At 60.0% G+C, this 17,765-nt stretch carries 13 protein-coding genes; 6 read left to right on the top strand and 7 right to left on the bottom strand.

Annotated features, from left to right (window positions below; all coding sequences use genetic code 11):
- Positions 1-178 precede the first annotated feature (178 nt).
- Genes G5253_RS13320 through G5253_RS13310 form a run of 3 tightly spaced genes read right to left on the bottom strand, consistent with a single transcriptional unit; the run spans position 179 to position 3,889 of the window.
- Positions 179-1,870, bottom strand: coding sequence for an N-acetylmuramoyl-L-alanine amidase (locus tag G5253_RS13320; protein ID WP_421203501.1), 1,692 nt, complete (start codon positions 1,868-1,870; stop codon positions 179-181).
- Positions 1,871-1,893: 23 nt separating this feature from the next.
- Positions 1,894-2,367 carry a tRNA (adenosine(37)-N6)-threonylcarbamoyltransferase complex ATPase subunit type 1 TsaE gene (gene tsaE / locus G5253_RS13315; protein WP_227341987.1) on the bottom strand — a complete coding sequence of 158 codons (474 nt, stop codon included), beginning with the start codon at positions 2,365-2,367 and terminating at the stop codon, positions 1,894-1,896.
- A gap of 10 nt (positions 2,368-2,377) precedes the next feature.
- Positions 2,378-3,889, bottom strand: a complete 1,512-nt coding sequence (locus G5253_RS13310; protein ID WP_421203500.1) for an NAD(P)H-hydrate dehydratase — start codon at positions 3,887-3,889, stop codon at positions 2,378-2,380.
- A 60-nt stretch (positions 3,890-3,949) separates the two neighbouring features.
- Between G5253_RS13310 and queG the strand changes: the two genes are divergently transcribed.
- Positions 3,950-5,104, top strand: a complete 1,155-nt coding sequence (queG, locus tag G5253_RS13305; protein ID WP_043822994.1) for a tRNA epoxyqueuosine(34) reductase QueG — start codon at positions 3,950-3,952, stop codon at positions 5,102-5,104.
- A gap of 111 nt (positions 5,105-5,215) precedes the next feature.
- The gene (gene ppgK / locus G5253_RS13300; protein ID WP_005339062.1) at positions 5,216-5,956 is read left to right on the top strand and encodes a polyphosphate--glucose phosphotransferase; all 741 of its coding nucleotides are present in this window, start codon (positions 5,216-5,218) and stop codon (positions 5,954-5,956) included.
- Positions 5,957-6,060: 104 nt separating this feature from the next.
- On the opposite strand, the gene G5253_RS13295 is transcribed toward ppgK, so the two are convergent.
- A complete protein-coding gene (locus G5253_RS13295; RefSeq protein ID WP_421203498.1) occupies positions 6,061-6,516 on the bottom strand; it encodes a hypothetical protein in 456 nt (151 codons plus the stop codon).
- Positions 6,517-7,021: 505 nt separating this feature from the next.
- Between G5253_RS13295 and metN the strand changes: the two genes are divergently transcribed.
- The 4 genes from metN (at position 7,022) to rfaH (ending at position 10,122) form a co-directional block, all read left to right on the top strand.
- On the top strand, positions 7,022-8,065 hold the full coding sequence (gene metN / locus G5253_RS13290; protein ID WP_005341087.1) for a methionine ABC transporter ATP-binding protein MetN: 1,044 nt from the start codon (positions 7,022-7,024) through the stop codon (positions 8,063-8,065).
- Positions 8,046-8,699, top strand: coding sequence for a methionine ABC transporter permease (locus tag G5253_RS13285; RefSeq protein ID WP_005339070.1), 654 nt, complete (start codon positions 8,046-8,048; stop codon positions 8,697-8,699). The genes metN and G5253_RS13285 overlap by 20 nt, the downstream gene beginning before the upstream one ends.
- A gap of 25 nt (positions 8,700-8,724) precedes the next feature.
- A complete protein-coding gene (gene metQ, locus G5253_RS13280) occupies positions 8,725-9,525 on the top strand; it encodes a methionine ABC transporter substrate-binding lipoprotein MetQ (RefSeq protein ID WP_159143049.1) in 801 nt (266 codons plus the stop codon).
- Positions 9,526-9,621: 96 nt separating this feature from the next.
- Positions 9,622-10,122 (top strand): transcription/translation regulatory transformer protein RfaH, encoded by a 501-nt coding sequence (gene rfaH, locus G5253_RS13275; RefSeq protein ID WP_005339074.1) that lies wholly within the window; start codon positions 9,622-9,624, stop codon positions 10,120-10,122.
- A 53-nt stretch (positions 10,123-10,175) separates the two neighbouring features.
- On the opposite strand, the gene G5253_RS13270 is transcribed toward rfaH, so the two are convergent.
- Genes G5253_RS13270 through G5253_RS13260 form a run of 3 tightly spaced genes read right to left on the bottom strand, consistent with a single transcriptional unit; the run spans position 10,176 to position 17,634 of the window.
- The gene (locus tag G5253_RS13270; RefSeq protein ID WP_421203496.1) at positions 10,176-12,152 is read right to left on the bottom strand and encodes a HAMP domain-containing methyl-accepting chemotaxis protein; all 1,977 of its coding nucleotides are present in this window, start codon (positions 12,150-12,152) and stop codon (positions 10,176-10,178) included.
- 39 nt (positions 12,153-12,191) lie between these two features.
- Complete coding sequence (locus tag G5253_RS13265) at positions 12,192-13,403, bottom strand: EAL domain-containing response regulator (RefSeq protein ID WP_227341982.1); 1,212 nt, start codon at positions 13,401-13,403, stop codon at positions 12,192-12,194.
- On the bottom strand, positions 13,384-17,634 hold the full coding sequence (locus G5253_RS13260; protein ID WP_421203494.1) for an ATP-binding protein: 4,251 nt from the start codon (positions 17,632-17,634) through the stop codon (positions 13,384-13,386). The genes G5253_RS13265 and G5253_RS13260 overlap by 20 nt, the downstream gene beginning before the upstream one ends.
- Positions 17,635-17,765: the final 131 nt, after the last annotated feature.

The following is a 17,765-nucleotide window of genomic DNA, read 5'->3' as shown; positions in this document are numbered from 1 at the left end:
ACTTACTCCTGAATTTCAATCTTGCGGATAGAGAGCCGCTCCACCACCTCTCCACCAACCGGAATCTGGTTGGCCAGAATCGGGGGGTAATATACGGATCGGCATCACTTGCTCCTGAATTTCAATCTTGCTGATGGTATTGGCTAACAGCGAGAGCGGTATCACCCGCTCCCGCGCGTCAGTTTTGCGGAATGTAGAGCACCTGCCCTACCTGAATATTCCGCGATTTGAGCTTGTTGATCTCTACCAGTCGCGCCTGACTCACCCCATGCTTCTCGGCAAGGCGGGAGAGACTCTCCCCCCGCTTGACCACATGGCGGATCATCTGCGACTTGTCATCACTGCGAACGGGGGCGGCAGCGCGGCTCTGCCCCTGCTGGGGAATATAGATGGTCTGACCAATCTGAATATCCCGGCTGCGCAGCTGGTTGATCTCTACCAAAGTGGATTGACTCACTCCATGCTTCTCGGCAAGGCGAGAGAGACTCTCGCCCCGTTTGACCACATGGCGGAGCATCCGAGATTTGTCATAGTCGCCCACATTGCTAACCGGCGCACCAGAATCTTGCGCAGCCTCCGAATAGGGCTTGATCACCCCGGCACCTGAACCGGTCGCAGCCGCGCCGTCACGTACTGTCGCTGGCATCTTATTGGTCACCACCGGCTGCGACTGCACTGGCTTGGGCTGGCTCACCGGCTGCGAAGCTACCGGTGCAGAGCGAGTGGTCGCGGCAGGCCTGCTCGCCTGTCCCTTGCCGGTCAACATGGCTCCCTTGGTCGGGTGGGCGCGGTAGTAGTTGCGGATCCCCTCGAAAATGGCGCGGGCCAGCTGATCCTGATAGCTTGAGGTAGCCAGCAGCTTCTCTTCCGCATGGTTGGAGATAAAGCCGGTTTCGACCAGCACCGAGGGAATATCCGGCGCCTTCAGCACAGCCAGACTGGCATGCTCCGGGGCCTTCTTGTGCAGTCGGGCAACCTTGCCCAATGAGCGCAGGATCTGACGGCTGACGTCGTAGCCTTCGGCACGGGACTTGTCCATGGAAAGGTCTAGGAAAGTTTGCGCCAGATAGGGATTGGGATCGGATTCCGCCAACACCTTGCCGACCCCGCCCAGCAGCTCGCCCTGCTTCTCCTGCTTCTCCAGCCAGCTGCCCATCTCGCGGTTGGCACGGTTGGTCGAGAGGACCCAGACAGAGGCGCCGCGCGGAGTGGAGTTATGGAAGCTGTCCGCATGGACCGACACCAGCAGATCCGCCTTGGCCTTGCGGGCAATCTCGGAACGCTTGTTGAGGTCGACGAAATAGTCGCCACGACGGGTCAGCACGGCGCGCATCCCCGGCTCGCGGTCGATCAGCGCCGCCAGCTTCTGGGAGACTGCCAGCGTAACTCGCTTCTCATAGGTACGACGCGGACCGATGGAACCCGGGTCTTCCCCACCGTGGCCCGGGTCGATGGCAATCACCACCCCCCTGCCCTTGCCACCGACGGGCGTGGATTGCACCGCAGCCGCCGAGCGCTTCTCTTCATAAGGCAGATCGATCACCAGACGGTGACCATAGGGCCCGGCTGGTGCCAGCGGAAAGACCACCGGCTTGATGGCGGAGCTGAGATCAAGCACCAGCCGCAGGCCCCCCTTCTCCAGCGGAGTGCTCTCACGTATCTTGCGCACCAGCTCGCTGTTGTTCTCGACCCGGGCCAGATTGGTGGCATTGCTCGCCCCTTTCAGATCGATCACCAATCTATCGGGGCCAGCCAGGGTGAAGTAGTTGTAGTTGGGGGCACTGCTCATATCGAGCACCACCCGGGTGTTATCCGGTGATGGCCAGATTCGCACACTCTTGAGCTGATTCGCCCAGGAGGGTAACGCCATCAAGGAGAGAGCAATAACAAGGATCAAGCGCACGTAGATGACAACCGTTCCAGAATGGCTTCGCCAATAGCAGTGCGGGCCTCTATCAGAGCCTCGCGCTGCTCGCCTACATAAGTAAGGGTAATTTCAAGGTCAGGAGCCGGTAACCAGCCCTCGCCCTTCTCGGACCACTCCACCAGACAGAGAGTATTGGCGGCAAAATAGTCCCGAATGCCCATGAACTCCAGCTCTTCCGGATCAGCCAGACGATAGAGATCGAAGTGATAGACCTGCCAGCCATCGAGCTCATAGGGCTCGACCAGGGTATAGGTCGGGCTTTTTACCTTGCCCTGATGGCCAAGGCCCTGCACCCAGCCGCGTGTCAGAGTGGTTTTACCAGCACCAAGCGTGCCATGCAAAAACACTGTGGTCGCCTGCTGGCAGGCCTGTGCCAGACGGCCACCCAGTGCCACGGTTGCTGCCTCGTCCGGCAGTGTCATCATCAACTGTTTTGCCATGTTCTTCTTTTTAACTTGTAATGGTGTCGGGATTAACCAGTTTGCGGATCAGCGGCAGCAGATCTGACGCCAGCATGCCCCGTTCGCCGTCAGCGGCGGCCTGATCTGCAGCCTCGCCGTGGATCACGGCGCCCAGCCAGCTTGCCATGGTGGCAGACCAGCCCTGGGCCAAAAGGGCGGCGATTATACCAGATAACAGATCGCCCATGCCGCCACTTGCCATGCCTGGGTTGCCTTCACAACAGAGTGCGACCCGCTCGCCGTCATAAATAAGTGTCCCCGCCCCTTTTAACAACACCACACCGCCATAGCGCCGCTGCAGCGCCTGCACGGCGGAAAACCGGTCGGTTTCAATGTCGGCAATGGTGCATCCCAGCAGTCGCGCAGCTTCGCCGGGATGGGGCGTGAGCACCCAATTATCCTGATGGCGGGGAGATTGCGCCAGCCAATTCAATCCATCGGCGTCCAAAACCAGTGGCAGCCGTTCGGTGAGATAACGGGCGATTTGCGCGCCTCCCCACTCATCCTGACCGAGGCCGGGGCCAATGACCCGCACCGACGCCCACCCCTTGTCATCAGCGCTGGTGAGGCTCATCAGCTCCGGTTGATAGAGACTGACCGGCGGATGTTCCGGATGCTGACACACCCGCACCAGCCCGGCCCCCGCCCGCAGGCAGGCGCGGGCCGCCAGCACGATGGCCCCCTGCATGCCGCGATTGCCCCCCACCAGCAGCACCTTGCCATAAGAGCCCTTGTGGGAAGCGCGCGGGCGCGGGGTAAGCTGCGTGCTGAGCAGCGGATAATCGATACGCCAGATGGCGGGCAGCATAGTGTCATCCGGCGTGACGCCAAGGGGATCACAGTCGAGCTGGCCGACGCAATCCACCCCGTCGCCGGTGAGCATCCCCTGCTTGATACCGATAAAGGTGAGGGTGCGAGTGGCCTGCACCACGGCCCCCATGGCACGGCCGGTATCGCCGTTGAGGCCGGAGGGGAGATCCACCGCCAGCACGGGCACAACCAAGCCATTGATTGTTGCGACGATCTTTGTCAGTAGTGGCGAGAGGGGCGTGTTGACGCCGGTGCCAAGCAGAGCATCGACCACCAGATCCGGGGCTGAGTGCCGGGCCCCATCAAACTGCTCGGCCAGCCAGACCCGGCCACCGGCCGCCAGCCACTCATCGGCGGCCCGTCTGGCATCCCCCTTCAGCTGGTCGGGTGCTCTGGCGGCAATCACCACCACCTCGATGCCAATCTGGCGGGCAAGGCGGGCCAGCACATAGCCATCACCGCCGTTATTGCCGGGGCCGACGAAAATCCACCAGCAGCGACTGTCGGGCCAATGCAGGGTGGCATAGGTGCGCAGCGCAGCACCGGCTCGCTCCATCAGGGCATAGAGAGGTTGCCCCTCGCGCGCGGCCCAGTTGCGCTCCAGTGCGCGGATCTGTTCAGTCTGCCACAACCCCTGTGGTAAACTGCCCCCCTCTTTTGTGCCCAACGCGCCCCTGATGATCTCTACCATGACGGCTCCCGCCTCTTATCAATCGACCCACGCCAGCAAACTCCGGCCAGGCCAAGCCGCATGAGTGCACCTGACTTCCACCAGCTGGCCCACGATATCAAGCTCTGGGCACGGGAGCTAGGTTTTGACCAGGCGGGCATCACAGACACCGATCTGCGTATCGAAGAGCCGAGATTGCAGGCCTGGCTGGATGCGGGCTATCACGGCAGCATGGATTACATGGCGCGCCACGGCATGATGCGCGCGCGCGCCCACGAGCTGTTGCCGGGCACGGTGCGGGTGTTGTCGGTGCGGATGAACTACCTGCCGTTCGAGGCGGGCTTCGCCGCTACCCTGCGCGATCCGACCCTAGGCTACATCAGCCGCTATGCTCTCGGCCGTGACTACCACAAGGTGCTGCGCAACCGGCTCAAACAGCTGGGTGATCGCATCGAAGCGCGCTGCGCCGAGCTGTTTCAAGGCACTGAAGAGACCTTGGGTGAGTGGCGCCCCTTCGTTGACTCCGCCCCCATCCTCGAGCGGCCACTGGCGGCCAAGGCGGGCCTCGGCTGGGTTGGCAAACACTCACTGCTGCTCAACGAATCGGCTGGCTCCTTCTTCTTTCTCGGTGAGCTGTTGCTCAACCTGCCGCTGCCGCTCGACCAGCCAGTGGAGAAGGAGCAGTGCGGCAAGTGTGTCGCCTGCATCAACATCTGCCCGACCGGCGCCATTGTCGCCCCCTATGTGGTGGATGGCCGCCGCTGCATCTCCTATCTCACCATCGAGAATGATGGCCCTATTCCGGAAGAGTTCCGGCCCCTGATGGGCAACCGCATCTACGGCTGCGACGACTGCCAGCTTATCTGCCCCTGGAATCGCTACGCAGATGCTAGCCCGGAACCCGATTTTAGCCCCCGCCCCAGCCTGCACCGCCCGCCCCTGCTGGCGCTGTGGTGCTGGAGCGAGAGCGATTTCCTCAAACAAACCGAAGGGAGCCCGATCCGCCGCATCGGTTACCAGCGCTGGCGCCGCAATCTGGCGGTCGCCCTGGGCAATGGCCCGGCGACTCCCGAGGTGATCGCCGCCCTGCAACTGGGGCTGACCACCGCCGAGCCCATGGTGGCCGAACATATCGAATGGGCGCTAGCCACCCTTGCCCGGCGTCAGGATGAAGAGAACAAGAAGACCCGTTTGCTGATCCGCTGCATCGAAAAAGGTCTGTCGGATCACGCATAAGTGATCTGCCCCTTGCCGGATTGCAGCACTTTTTTCATGCTCTGCCGACCTGCAGTGCCCATAACAGCGTGGTCACTGCAAACTGGTCGGCACACAACAAGGACAACACAGATGCATATGTTGGGAGTGGATATTGGAGGCTCGGGGATCAAGGGCTGTCTGGTCGATACCAAAACCGGCGAGTTGATTGGCGAGCGCCATCGCATTGCCACACCGCAACCGGCCACCCCGGCCGCCATCGCCCATACCCTCAAGGCGCTGGTCGAACACTTCGACTGGAAAGGGCCGGTGGGCTGTGGCTTTCCCGCCACCATCCACAACGGGGTTGCCAAGAGTGCCGCCAACATCGACAAGAGCTGGATCGAAACCGACGCCGAGCATCTGTTTGCCGATGTCACCGGCAAGCCCTGCTATGTGCTGAACGATGCCGATGCCGCCGGTCTGGCCGAGATGCGCTTTGGGGCCGGCAAGGATCGCAAGGGGGTCATCATCCTCATCACGGTCGGCACCGGCATCGGCACCGCCATCTTCGTCAACGGCCATCTGCTGCCCAACACCGAGCTGGGCCATCTGATGCTGGAAGGAATGGTCGCCGAGCACTACTGCTCCGATGCGGCGCGCAAACGGGAAGATCTCTCCTGGAACCGCTGGGGCAAGCGTTTCAACAAGTATCTGGCGCGCCTCGAGTTTCTCTTCTCCCCCGACCTCTTCATTCTGGGGGGCGGCAGCGCAGCCAAGCTGGATAAGTTTGTCGATCGCATCGAGACCCGGGCGCCGCTTATTCCGGCAGCCAGCCTCAATCAGGCGGGCATTATCGGGGCCGCCCTCTACGCGGCCGAGCAGCAGGGCTGACCGACGCTCACTGCAAGTCAGCAGATACCAATGGAAAGGGCCCGGCACTGCTGCCGGGCCCTTTTGTTTTGCGGTCATCTTGCGAGTTTGGCGCTTATCACCCGCTACATGTCGTCGAGTCGGTGCACTCCGTGCACCAGTCGGGTCAGGCGGGTCTGCTCCAGCTTGGCCAGATTCTCGAGCAATGCGGTGGTGGCCGGTGTCGGGCACTCCCGGGCCAGATGACTCAGTTCGCTCACCAGCTGCTCTTCCCAACGGCATACCTGAGTGACGATATCCTGGGTCTGGACTGATGCCGGCAGCTCGAAGCGGGTAATGGCAGGCAGCATATCCTCGCTGAAACTCTGGTTCAGCCAGGTCTCCCTGACCGCCTCTCCCAGCTGAGCGGCATATTCGTGCAGATGGGCACTGGCCGCATCCTCACGCCCTTGCAGATAGACCAGCAACATCCGGCTGCGTTCGCTGTCCACCTGACTGATCAAACGCCCGTAACAGAGTCCGAGCTGGTGGTGAACCTGCTCAAGATAGTGCAGCAACTCTTTGATCTGTTGGAATCTCATCGCACTGCCCTCCATGCTTGTCGACATCATCAGTATAAAAAACCGGCGCCACCGACCCAATCCCTATCCGTGCCCCCCTTGCGCTGCATCAAGGTTGACGCCGACAAAATGGCGATCAGGTGATCCGGTCACGAATAGGGAACGATTTGTGCAGCAATTTGTGTAACGATGGAGGAGCATCAGGCTCGATAGCCGATGTGAACAGAAACGGGCTGGCACACTAATAAAACCAGCATTTACCCGGCATAAACCATCTTTAATTCGGTAATGTGCCGCAGGGACGAAACAGGATCTGGAAGAGCAACAATACCATCCTGATCGTTATCCGCCTGACAGAAATCCTTATCACTTTTTTAGACGTCTAGACGTAAAAACATGCGTTGACATGGCCATCCAGACATCTTAGCATCATCCTCCATGATGACAGAGTAACCCAGTGGAACCTCTGCCCAATTTCCCCGCCTGTAGCGCCCTGTGCTTTAAGGCTGTTAGCACGGAAGAATCCATGATTAAGTTGATCGGTCTCAACAAAGTCTACGGTACAGGCAGTGACGCCGTGCACGCCCTGCGTGATGTGAGTCTGCATGTACCCCAAGGCAAAATTTTCGGGGTGATCGGTGCCTCCGGTGCCGGCAAGAGTACCCTCATTCGTTGTGTCAACCTGCTGGAGCGCCCGACAGAGGGCCAAGTCATCGTTGATGGCCAGGATCTGGTCGCCCTGAGCGAACGGGATCTGACCCAGGCTCGCCGCCAGATCGGGATGATTTTCCAGCACTTCAACCTGCTTGCCTCCCGCACCGTGTTTGCCAACATCGCCTTTCCGCTGGAGTTGGCAGGCTGGAGCAAAGAGAAGATCCAGCAACGGGTTGCCGAGCTGCTGGCGCTGGTCGGGCTGGAAGCCCGTGCCCAAGCCTATCCGTCCGAGCTTTCCGGCGGTCAGAAACAGCGCGTCGCCATTGCCCGCGCACTGGCTCCGGCCCCCAAGGTACTGCTCTGCGACGAGGCCACCTCGGCCCTCGACCCGCAGACCACCCGCTCGATCCTGACCCTGCTCAAGGAGATCAACGTCAAGCTGGGGCTCACCATCCTGCTCATCACCCACGAGATGGATGTGGTGAAGGGGATCTGTGACGAAGTGGCCATCATCAGCGACGGCCGTCTGATCGAACAGGGCGAAGTGGCCTGGTTCTTCAGCAATGCCAAGACCCAGCTGGCGCGGGATTTCATCCACTCCACCATCCATCTGGAGGTACCGCAGGAGTATCAGGATCGGATGAGTGCGGAGCGGGTGCCGGGCAGCTACCCGCTGGTGAAGCTCGGCTTTACCGGCAGCACGGTCGATACGCCGCTGATCTCCGAGGCGAGCCGCCGTTTCAATATCGATATCAGCATTCTGAGCGCAGACATCGAATACGCCGGTGGCGTCAAATTCGGTTTCCTGCTGGCCGAGCTGTTCGGGGATGAAGCCCAATGCGAGGCCACCCAGCAGTTCCTTATCGACAACCACATTCAGCTGGAGGTAATGGGTTATGTCCGAAGCCATGATTAATCTGCTCATCACGGCCCTGGGCGACACCCTGATCATGGTGTTTGCCTCCGCTCTGTTCGGCTGCCTGCTGGGTCTGCCGCTCGGCGTGGCACTGCACGTGACCAAGGCGGGCCAGATCCTGGCCAACCCCTTGCTCAACCGTACTCTGGGTATGGTGGTCAACGTGGGTCGCTCGGTGCCCTTTATCATCCTGCTGGTCGCCATCATTCCGCTAACCCGGCTGATTGTCGGCACCAGTATCGGCACCATCGCTGCCATCGTGCCGCTGACTGTCGGTTGCATCCCTTTCATTGCCCGTCTGGTGGAAGGGGCCCTGATGGAAGTGCCGGACGGCCTGCTGGAAGCGGCCAAGGCGATGGGCGCCAAACCGCTGCAAATCATCACCAAGGTGCTGCTGCCCGAGGCTCTGCCCGGCATCCTCAACAGCGTCACCATTACCCTAGTCACGCTGGTGAACTACTCGGCCATGGCCGGGGCCATCGGTGGCGGCGGTCTGGGGGATGTGGGTATTCGTTATGGTTATCAGCGCTTTGACCCGACCGTCATGCTGGTGACCGTGGTTATCCTGGTAGTACTGGTTCAACTTATCCAGAGCGCGGGTGAGCGCCTGGTCAACAAATGTGATCATCGTTAATCGTCGATTTCTGACAGGAGGTTTTATGAAATTTGGCATCAAATCCGTTGCGGCTGCCCTGCTGGCTGGTCTGGTTCTGGCCGGTTGCGGTCAAAAAGAAGAGAGCAAGGTTCTGAAAGTGGGCGCTATTGCCGGCCCCGAGACCGAACTGGTTGAAGTGGCTGCCAAGGTCGCCAAAGAGAAATACGGTCTGACCGTCGAGGTGGTCAACTTCTCCGACTACGTCACCCCGAACGTGGCGCTGAACGATGGCAGCATCGACGTCAACGCCTTCCAGCACAAACCCTATCTGGATGCGCAGGTGCGTGATCGCGGCTTCAAGCTGGTGCCGGTTGGCAACACCTTTGTCTACCCGATCGCTGGTTACTCGAAGAAGATCAAGACGCTGAGCGAGCTGCAAGATGGCGCCCAGATCGCGGTGCCGAACGATCCGACCAACCTGGGCCGCTCCCTGATCCTGCTGGCCAAACAGGGTCTGATCACCCTGAAGGATGGCGCCGGTCTGGAAGCCACCGTGCTGGATATCGCCAGCAACCCGCGCAACTTCAAGATTGTCGAGCTGGAAGCAGCCCAACTGCCGCGCTCGCTGGAAGACGTGGACTTAGCCATCATCAACAACACCTTCGCCGGTCAGATTGGTCTGACCCCGACCGAGAACGGCCTGTTTGTTGAGGACAAAGAGTCCCCCTACGTCAACCTGATCGTCGCCCGCGACAACAACAAGGATGACGAGAAGGTCAAACAGTTCGTACAAGCTTTCCAGACCGATGATGTCTACAAGAAAGGTCTCGAGCTGTTCAAAGGCGGCCTGGTAAAAGGTTGGTAATTGCTCACTCGGCAAAAAAGGCCACGCAATGCGTGGCCTTTTTTATTGGCGCCGCTATCATATCCGCGAGCACGGCAACACGAACATACTCATAACATGAAAAAATGGTATCTGGCCTACTGCAAGCCAAAAGAAGAGGCCCGCGCCCGCGCCCACCTCGATGCCCAGGGTATCGAATCCTATTACCCCATGGTGGAGATCGAGAAGCTGCGCCGGGGCAAGCGAGTTCCGGTACGGGAACCCATGTTCCCCAACTACCTGTTTATCTTTGTCGATTTGGAAGAGGTGACACCGGTCACCCTGAAATCGACCCGCGGCATCAGCAGAATCATCCACTTTGGCAGTGAATGGACCCCCATCAGCAGCAAGCTGGTCTATCAGCTGATGAGCCGCGATGACAGCGACGAGGCGAGAGCCAGCTACGCCAGCCTGCCCTGCTCGGGCGACAAGGTGCTGATTGAAGAGGGGCCGCTTGCCGGCTTCGAAGCCATCTATATGGAGCCGGATGGAGAGAAACGTGCGATTTTGCTGGTCAGCCTGCTCAACCGGGAGACCACCAGCAGCTTCGACAACCACACCTTCAGACGTCTGGACTAAACCCACGGGCCAGACGGCACGATAAATCGCAATGGCGGGATGATCCCGCCATCTCACGCGTCAAGATCAAAGCGGGCGATGACCGCCTTCAGCTTGCCGGTATCGCCAGCCAGTCTGGCTACGATCTCCTCCCCCTGCTGACTGCGCAGACAGGATTGCCGACTGAGCGCAGCAATGTCATCGACCGTTCCGGCTACCTCGGCGGCCACCCGCGACTGCTGCTCGGTTGCCACCGAAATGGCCTGCAGCTGGCCCGACAGCGAGTGCACCAGCTCGTTCATGGCACTCAGGGTATCGGTCACCAATCCAACGGCATCCCGCCCCTGCTCCACCAGCCGGGTGCCGCTGCTGACGGTACTCACCGTCTGGCGAGTCTGCCGGGAGATGGCTGCAATAGTCTGGCTGATCTCGGCGGTTGATTGATGGGTGCGGGTCGCCAGCTGGCGCACCTCGTCGGCCACCACCGCAAAACCGCGCCCCTGCTCGCCTGCCCGTGCCGCTTCTATCGCCGCATTGAGTGCCAGCAGATTGGTCTGCTCCGCAATGGTGGCGATCACCTCGGTGATCTGCCCCACCTGTTCACTCTGATGCTCCAGCAGCCCCATGGCTTCGTTGGCCTGCCCAATCATGGCGGCAATCTGCTGCATGGTATCGCTCATTCGCGCCAGCGCAGCCTCTCCCTGACGGGTCTGCTGCTGCACCTGCTGGGCACTATCCGCCACACCGGCAATGTTGCCAGCCACATCACGGGCACTGACCGACATCTGATCGATAGCTGCCGCCACCGCATCGACCCGCTGATCCTGCTCCGTCAGATCCGCCACTATGGCTCTGGTTGTGTTGCCCACATCAAGACAGGCCTCTTCGACCTGTCCCACTGCGCCCTGCAACTCCCCGACCAGATGATGTAACTGGGCAGACATCCGGTTGATGGAACCAGTCAACTCTCCCAACTCATCCTGCCCTGTGATTGGCAAGGGCTCGGCCGCCAGCCGGCCATCCGCAACCTGCCCCGCCCGGGTCACCAAACAGGCAATGTCACGGGTCAGACGACGGCTAAAGAGCCAGGCGACCAGCATGCCAAGCACGATGGCGCTGCAGGTAGCCAACAGTAGAGTCTGGTTGATAGCCCTCCCGGCTCCGGTCATCTGCGCCGAAATCTGATCCACCTCGGCACGGGTTTTCCCCACCTGCTGGACCAACTGCTCGCTGAGGCTGGACTGCATCGGCTCGATGTCGGTGGCCATCAGGTAGTTGGCCTGATCCCAATCCGGCGCCTGGCGCTTCTCGATCACCTGCCCCACCAGCTCGGAGAAGGGGGTCGCCATCTCTTCAAACAGCTGCCAGAGACTCTGCTGGGTCTCGGTAAAGAGCGCGGCTTGCTGTTTCACCTCAGCCACTCGCTGCTGATGAAACTGGTAGTAATCCTGATATTTGCTGCGGTATTCGGGATCGCCTGAGATAAGAAAATCCCGCAGGGCGGAGAGGGAATTGGCGAGGCTGTTGTAGGCATCTCCCACCTGTTTGAGCAACATGCGACGATCGCCAGCGAGTTGATCCTGCGGAGTGCCAACTTCTTCATTGGCAAAGGATTGCAGCTGATCGAGCGCCGCCTCTGCCAGCGGACCCGCCTCCTGCAACATCAGGGTATGAGCGGGCAGATTCTCTTCGCTCTGGGCTATGGTCCACACCTTCTCCTGATGGCTTTTGAAGGTCTCGAGAGACTTGGCGAGCGCCGGGCTGAAGGCCTGATGGGCGATGGCCTGCCAGGCCGACTCCCACTCCAGCTTGAGGCGGGAAGCCTGAGCCGGATCCTTGCCGAGGATCAGATAGCCACGCAGGGCAGAAACGGTGGCCACCAGTGCTTTCTGGCTCGCCTCATCCCGCTGCAGAGCGGGCAGCGCCTGCTCCAACAGGGTGTGTTGGGCCTGATTGATCTGGGTCAGCCGGTAATAGACCAGCGCGGAGGAGAGCAGGATCAGCAGGTTGATAAAACCGAAGCTGAGCAGCAACTTGCTTGAGATTTTCATGAACATCCTTGTTCAAACGGAGGGATCCAGCCAACAGAATCAGATAGATATCAGTGTAGGCAATCTATCTTGCCAAGCCCGGTGCCACTCTTGCAACTCGCTGCGTGGCATCGGTCTGGCAGAGAAGAACCCCTGACAAACATCGCAGCCCAACTTTGCCAGCAACCGCCAGGTCTGCTCATCCTCTACCCCTTCAGCCACCGACTTGAGGCCCAACTTGCGCGCCAGCTCGATACTGGACTCGATAATGGCCAGACGGGATGGGTCTTCAAAACAGCGGTCGACAAAGGAGCGATCCAGCTTCAGTTCGGTAAAGGGCAGCAGCGCCAGTTGCTGCATGGAGGAGTAGCCGGTACCGAAGTCATCAATGGCGAGGCCAAAGCCGTGCATCCGCAGCCGGGTCAGCACCTCCAGCGACTTGCCCAGATCCTGTACAAAGGCGCTCTCGGTCACCTCCAGGGTGATAAGCTCGGGGTTGATGCTCCAGCGTTGACACTGATTGATCAGGGAGTTGCACAGATCGCCCTCGATCAGCGAGGTAGTGGAGAGGTTCATCGACAGATTGAGCGAGAGTCCGGTCTCTTCCCACAAGTGACCATCACTAAGGGATTTGCCGATGATCACTTCAGTCAACTGATCGATCAGTCCGTTGCGCTCCGCCAGTGGAATAAAACGCCCCGGAGAGATCAGGCCGTACTCCGGGTGCTGCCAGCGGGCCAGCGCCTCCATCCCGACCCACTCGCCGGAGGCAAAGCTCACCTTGGGCTGATACCAGGGCAGCAACTGATCCTGCTCGAGTGCACTGCACAACTCATCCAGGCCGATCCTGTGCCCCTCCTCCTCCCTGGCAGGCTCCTCCCGGGGTGACCAGGCATCGATCAGCAGCTTGAGCTGCTGCTGGGTAGAGGGTTTCTCTATGCGGCCGAGCACCTGCAAGCCATAGGCGGCACTCATCCGCAACACGGCCTCCACCACATCGTCTTCAAGGGCGCTGGAGAGGATAATCCCCCCGCGAAAACCGCCCAATGACAGGCGGCGCAGCAGCGCCATGCCATCCATGCCCGGCATCCGCAGGTCGCAAAACAGGATATCGACGGCGTGTTGCTGGCTCAGCACCAGCGCCTCGGCACCATCGGCCGCCTCCAGCAGATTCTGGTAACCCAGGCTGCGGACCTGGTGCAGCAGCGCCTTGCGCTGAAATCCATGGTCTTCCACGACCATAATGACCAACTCATGTTGTGCTTTTTTCATCGAGCCATAATCCAATGTCGTGGGCGATCGCCGTCATCAATAGCTGCACCTTGCCGGTCAGCTCATCCAGTTCCTCAAGCTGCTTCAATCTGGCAGCCGACTCCAGCCTGGCAGCCTGTGTGGCCAGCTCCTGCAGCCCGACCATGCGGGCTGCCCCCTTGATCCGGTGGGCAGTTTCTACCAGTACGTTGAAATCATGGCAAGCCAGCGCAGCCATCATATGAGCCCCATCCTGACGATTGGAGTCGAGATATTCCGCCGCCATCGCCCGCGCCGTCGGCTCATCGCCAAACAGGGTCAACCAGCGTTCAGCCTGAACGGCCAGCACATCATCGACCGCCGTCACCGCTGTACCGCCCGCCGGTACCGACTCAGCGAGCCAGTGTGCCAGCAGCTGGCGCAGGGTATCCAGCGGGTAGGGCTTGAACAGCATGTCACTCATTCCCGCTTCCACCATACGGGCATGGGCCTCTTCCGAGGTATCCGCTGTCACCCCAATAATGGGCGCCGTCACGCCCGCAGCCCGCAGCGCCTTGGTCAGGGCATAGCCGTCCATCACCGGCATGTGGCAATCGGTCAGCAACAGGGAGAATGGCTGCCCCTGCCAGGCCCGCAACGCCTTTTCGCCATCTTCCACTACCTGGGATTCAATTCCGAGGATAGCCAGTTGTCGTGCCAGCAGGGCGCGATTGACCGGATGATCATCAGCCACCAGCACCCGTCCTCCCAGCTTGTCGGCCAGCGCAGGCAAAACCGGGGCGACCCGTTCCTGCAGCAGTTCGAGACAACTCTCCAGCAGCAGGTCCGGGTAGAGAGGAGAGAGCCCCAATCGCCACCACAACTGACCGCCGATCCGGCCGCGAAGGGCCTCGTTCGGTGACGCTATGATCCCTCTCAATGAGACATGCTGCAACCATCCCTGCCACTCACCGCCGAGGGCCTGCTCCAACCACAGCTGATCAGCCAGCAGCAACCCTTCCAGTGAGCGGTTGAGCTGGCTGGCATCCAGATGCCTTAGCTTGGCGCCCAACCGCCGCATGGCCGCCTCGAGGCTGGCATCGGCGCTGAAAAACCACCATTCGGTGCCAGCCAGCGGGGGCGCATCCCATTGAGGGTTGGTCAGCGGCACGGTAAAGCGGAAACGGGATCCCTCTCCCGCCTTGCTGGTCAGGGTGAGTTCGCCCCCCATTTTGCGCACCAGCTGATCACAGATTGCCAGCCCCAGCCCGGTACCACCAAAGCGGCGATTGATGTCGGACTCCACCTGCTCAAACGGAGTGAACAACAATGCCTGTTTCTCCTCGGCAATCCCGATACCGGTATCGCGGATACTGATAGCAAGCTGATCGCGCAGGTAGCTGACCCGGATGGAGACCTCCCCCTGTTCGGTGAACTTTACCGCATTGTTGAGCAGATTGGAGATCACCTGACCGACCCGTACCCCGTCGATATCGGCCCAATCAGGTACATGCTGGCCCCACTCCAGCGTCACGTTGAGCCCTTTGCTATGGGCCAGGGTAGCGTGGCCACGGATCGCATCGCAGATCACCGTCTGCAACCGGCTGACCTGACAATGCAGTTGCAACTGACCCGCCTCGATCTTGGAGAAATCGAGTATGTCGTTGACCAGATAGAGCAGGTTGTTGGTCGAGGTGACCACATTACGCACCATGTAACGTTGATCGTCGTTGAGCTCGCTCATTTGCAACAACTCGAGCATGCCGTGCATGCCGGAGATGGGGGTGCGTAACTCGTGGCTCATGGTGGCCAGAAAGCGGCTGCGCGCCTGCATCGCCTGCTCGGCATAAGCACGTGCCTCGCGCAGCTCATGCTCCTGCTGCTTGAGGGCCGTGATGTCCTGAATCACCCCGTTGAGGATCAGCGCCTGCTGCTCCTGACGGACAAAATTGCCGCGTACCTGCAGATAGCGATCCCCGTCAGGGCGCTCCACCTTGACCTCCAGATCGAGGGGGGCCAGGGTCTCGGCATGGTTGGCCACCTTGCTGACAAACTCCTGCAGGGCCTGTTCGGTAAAGCCAAATACCTCACCACCCGATTCAGCGTTAAATAAATCCTGATGAGATACCCCCAGGATCTCGTTGGCCCCCTGAGAGGCATAAAGAAAGCGTCCCTTGCCCGGCCCCAGCCACAGATACTGGTAGACTACGCCGGGCATGCTGTCGGTGATCTGGGTCAGGCGAGTTTCAGCCTGACGAGCACGCTCCTCGGCTTCCTTGATACGGCTGACATCGGTCAGCACTGTCAGCACACCCCGCATGTTGCCATCGGGGTCCCGGTAAGGGCGCTTGGCATAGATAACATGAAAAGGGGTGCCATCGGCACGCAAGCTATTGCCGGCCCCCTCCAGCTCCTGGCCGCTTTGCCATATCCTGCGCTCCTCTTCCAGCACGCTCGCACGCAGGGGCTCGGGGATGCTTTGCAGGTCGTCAAGCGCCTCGCCATTGACATCAACGAGAAAGGCATCGCGATAAGCCCGGTTGCAGAGGGTTATACGCTGCTCGCTGTCGCGCAATGCCACCATGGTCGGCAATGAGTTGAGCAGGGTCTGTACAAACAGCAACTGTTCGTTGAGTTTGCTCTCTGCGATTTTCCGCTGCGCAATCTGGCGACGCAGGCTGCGGGCCCAGAACATCACCAGCAGACCGCAGGTCAACAAGGCCACTCCGCCCAGCGCCAGCCACTTGTAGAACTGGCTGTAATCGGATTCGACATTTACCGAAACATTGAGCCAGCGCCGCTCCAGCAGTTGCCACTCCTCATCCGTGATGGTCAGCAACAGCTTGTCCATGATCCGCAGCAGCTCGGGCTGCCTGATATCAACGGCCATGCTGATGGGCACGGAAAACGCGGGGGAGCTCAGCACCACCTGATACTTTTCGTTGAAGCCCTTCATGGCCTGCTGCCCCAGATTGGTCATGGTCAACAGCACATACTCGGCTTTCCCCGTATCAAGCAGGGTAAGCAACTCGGTATCCTTGCCCACTTCAATGACGTTGCCACCATGGGCGCTGATAAGAGAAGCTTCATAAGAACCGGTCACGCCACCAATCAGGCGCCCTTTCAGCTCCGCCAGCGACTTCAACGGGCGTGCGCCGCGCCGGGATACCACATAGCTGTCGAATTTAAGGTAGGAGGAGCTGAAGGAGGCAAATGCCTCGCGATCCCTGAGCGGTGTCATCAGGGGGATCAGATCCACATTGTGCTGTTTCAGCAGAGCCAGAGACTCTTGCCAGGTGCTGGTCGGCTCAAGTTCAAAGCGGATCCCCGAGCGCAGACTCAACAACTTCATCAAATCTGCCGCATAGCCGTGCAACACCCCTTCGTCATCAATCTCGCTGATACCGGCAAACGACGGCGCAACGGCAAACCTGACCACCTTGCTCTTCTTCTTTAACCAGGCTACCTCGTCTGGTTCCAGCAACAAACCCGCCTTGAAACGGCTGTCTTCCTGATTCAGCCGCAACCGGGCATCAGCCACCGGGATCCGCTGGTAGGCCTGCCAGATGCGATCCGTCAGCGCCGGGTCATGGGTACTGGTTGCAATGGTCAATGCACTACCGGGGATCCAGTCCGGGATCACAATCCCCATCGACTCAGGCAACCGCTCCATCTCCATGGCAATGATCGGCCCCAGAGCCAGATAAGCATCGGCCGCCCCCAGTTTGACCATATAGGTCGCCTCGTCACGGCTCTCCAGCTCGGTCACATGAGGCATCCCCAGTCGCGCCAGCTCATTGCAACTGCCAAAACCGCGAATACAGACCCAGCGAAGCTTGCGCGCCTGTTCCAGGGTCAAACGTTGATCCGGATGGCGCATCAAGATGGCGCGGGCGTAGGAGCCCAGATAGCCAATATGATTCATCCCCTCCAGCTCGAGCGCATCGAGCTCGACCCCGATCAAGGCATCAACTTGGCGTCTGTTCAGCGCACCACGGGCATCCACATAGGAGTTGTAGGAGACATAGCGCAGGGAGACCCCCATTTCTGCCGCAATACGCGAGGCCAGCTCCTTGAGCGGACCGGCATAGCGCTGATTGGGCAGTTCATAGAGGAACGGAGGATAACCACCACGGGGCACCCCGACCACCAACTCTTCATCAACCGCACTCTGGTGGTCCGCCACTGCCTTTTCCAACTGGGGAACAGCAACAGCAGGCAGGCCGGAAAACAGCAGCAACAGGGGGAGAAAAAGCTGACGAAAGAGTGACATGAAGTCTTGTCCTGATGAGTAAAACAGATAGGCCACCATATCTAATCTTGCCGATCCTGGCGGAACAAGGCGAGAAAACATACGCATCTGTCACAAACGGGGCAGAGAGGATAGTGCCGGGGCACAGAAAA

The organism is Aeromonas sp. 602658, assembly GCF_049173005.1.
Taxonomy (GTDB): domain Bacteria; phylum Pseudomonadota; class Gammaproteobacteria; order Enterobacterales; family Aeromonadaceae; genus Aeromonas; species Aeromonas veronii_A.
Note: the sequence above shows the minus strand (reverse complement) of the source record. Positions and strands in the feature narration are given on the sequence as shown.

What these genes read in the sequence shown, in the direction of transcription:
- rfaH (WP_005339074.1), top strand. Translation starts at nt 9,622, where the DNA reads ATGAAAAAATGGTATCTGGCCTACTGCAAGCCAAAAGAAGAGGCCCGC.
- G5253_RS13285 (WP_005339070.1), top strand. Translation starts at nt 8,046, where the DNA reads ATGTCCGAAGCCATGATTAATCTGCTCATCACGGCCCTGGGCGACACC.
- tsaE (WP_227341987.1), bottom strand. Translation starts at nt 2,367, where the DNA reads ATGGCAAAACAGTTGATGATGACACTGCCGGACGAGGCAGCAACCGTG.
- metN (WP_005341087.1), top strand. Translation starts at nt 7,022, where the DNA reads ATGATTAAGTTGATCGGTCTCAACAAAGTCTACGGTACAGGCAGTGAC.
- G5253_RS13295 (WP_421203498.1), bottom strand. Translation starts at nt 6,516, where the DNA reads ATGAGATTCCAACAGATCAAAGAGTTGCTGCACTATCTTGAGCAGGTT.
- G5253_RS13320 (WP_421203501.1), bottom strand. Translation starts at nt 1,870, where the DNA reads ATGGCGTTACCCTCCTGGGCGAATCAGCTCAAGAGTGTGCGAATCTGG.
- metQ (WP_159143049.1), top strand. Translation starts at nt 8,725, where the DNA reads ATGAAATTTGGCATCAAATCCGTTGCGGCTGCCCTGCTGGCTGGTCTG.
- ppgK (WP_005339062.1), top strand. Translation starts at nt 5,216, where the DNA reads ATGCATATGTTGGGAGTGGATATTGGAGGCTCGGGGATCAAGGGCTGT.
- queG (WP_043822994.1), top strand. Translation starts at nt 3,950, where the DNA reads ATGAGTGCACCTGACTTCCACCAGCTGGCCCACGATATCAAGCTCTGG.
- G5253_RS13265 (WP_227341982.1), bottom strand. Translation starts at nt 13,403, where the DNA reads ATGAAAAAAGCACAACATGAGTTGGTCATTATGGTCGTGGAAGACCAT.
- G5253_RS13260 (WP_421203494.1), bottom strand. Translation starts at nt 17,634, where the DNA reads ATGTCACTCTTTCGTCAGCTTTTTCTCCCCCTGTTGCTGCTGTTTTCC.
- G5253_RS13310 (WP_421203500.1), bottom strand. Translation starts at nt 3,889, where the DNA reads ATGGTAGAGATCATCAGGGGCGCGTTGGGCACAAAAGAGGGGGGCAGT.
- G5253_RS13270 (WP_421203496.1), bottom strand. Translation starts at nt 12,152, where the DNA reads ATGAAAATCTCAAGCAAGTTGCTGCTCAGCTTCGGTTTTATCAACCTG.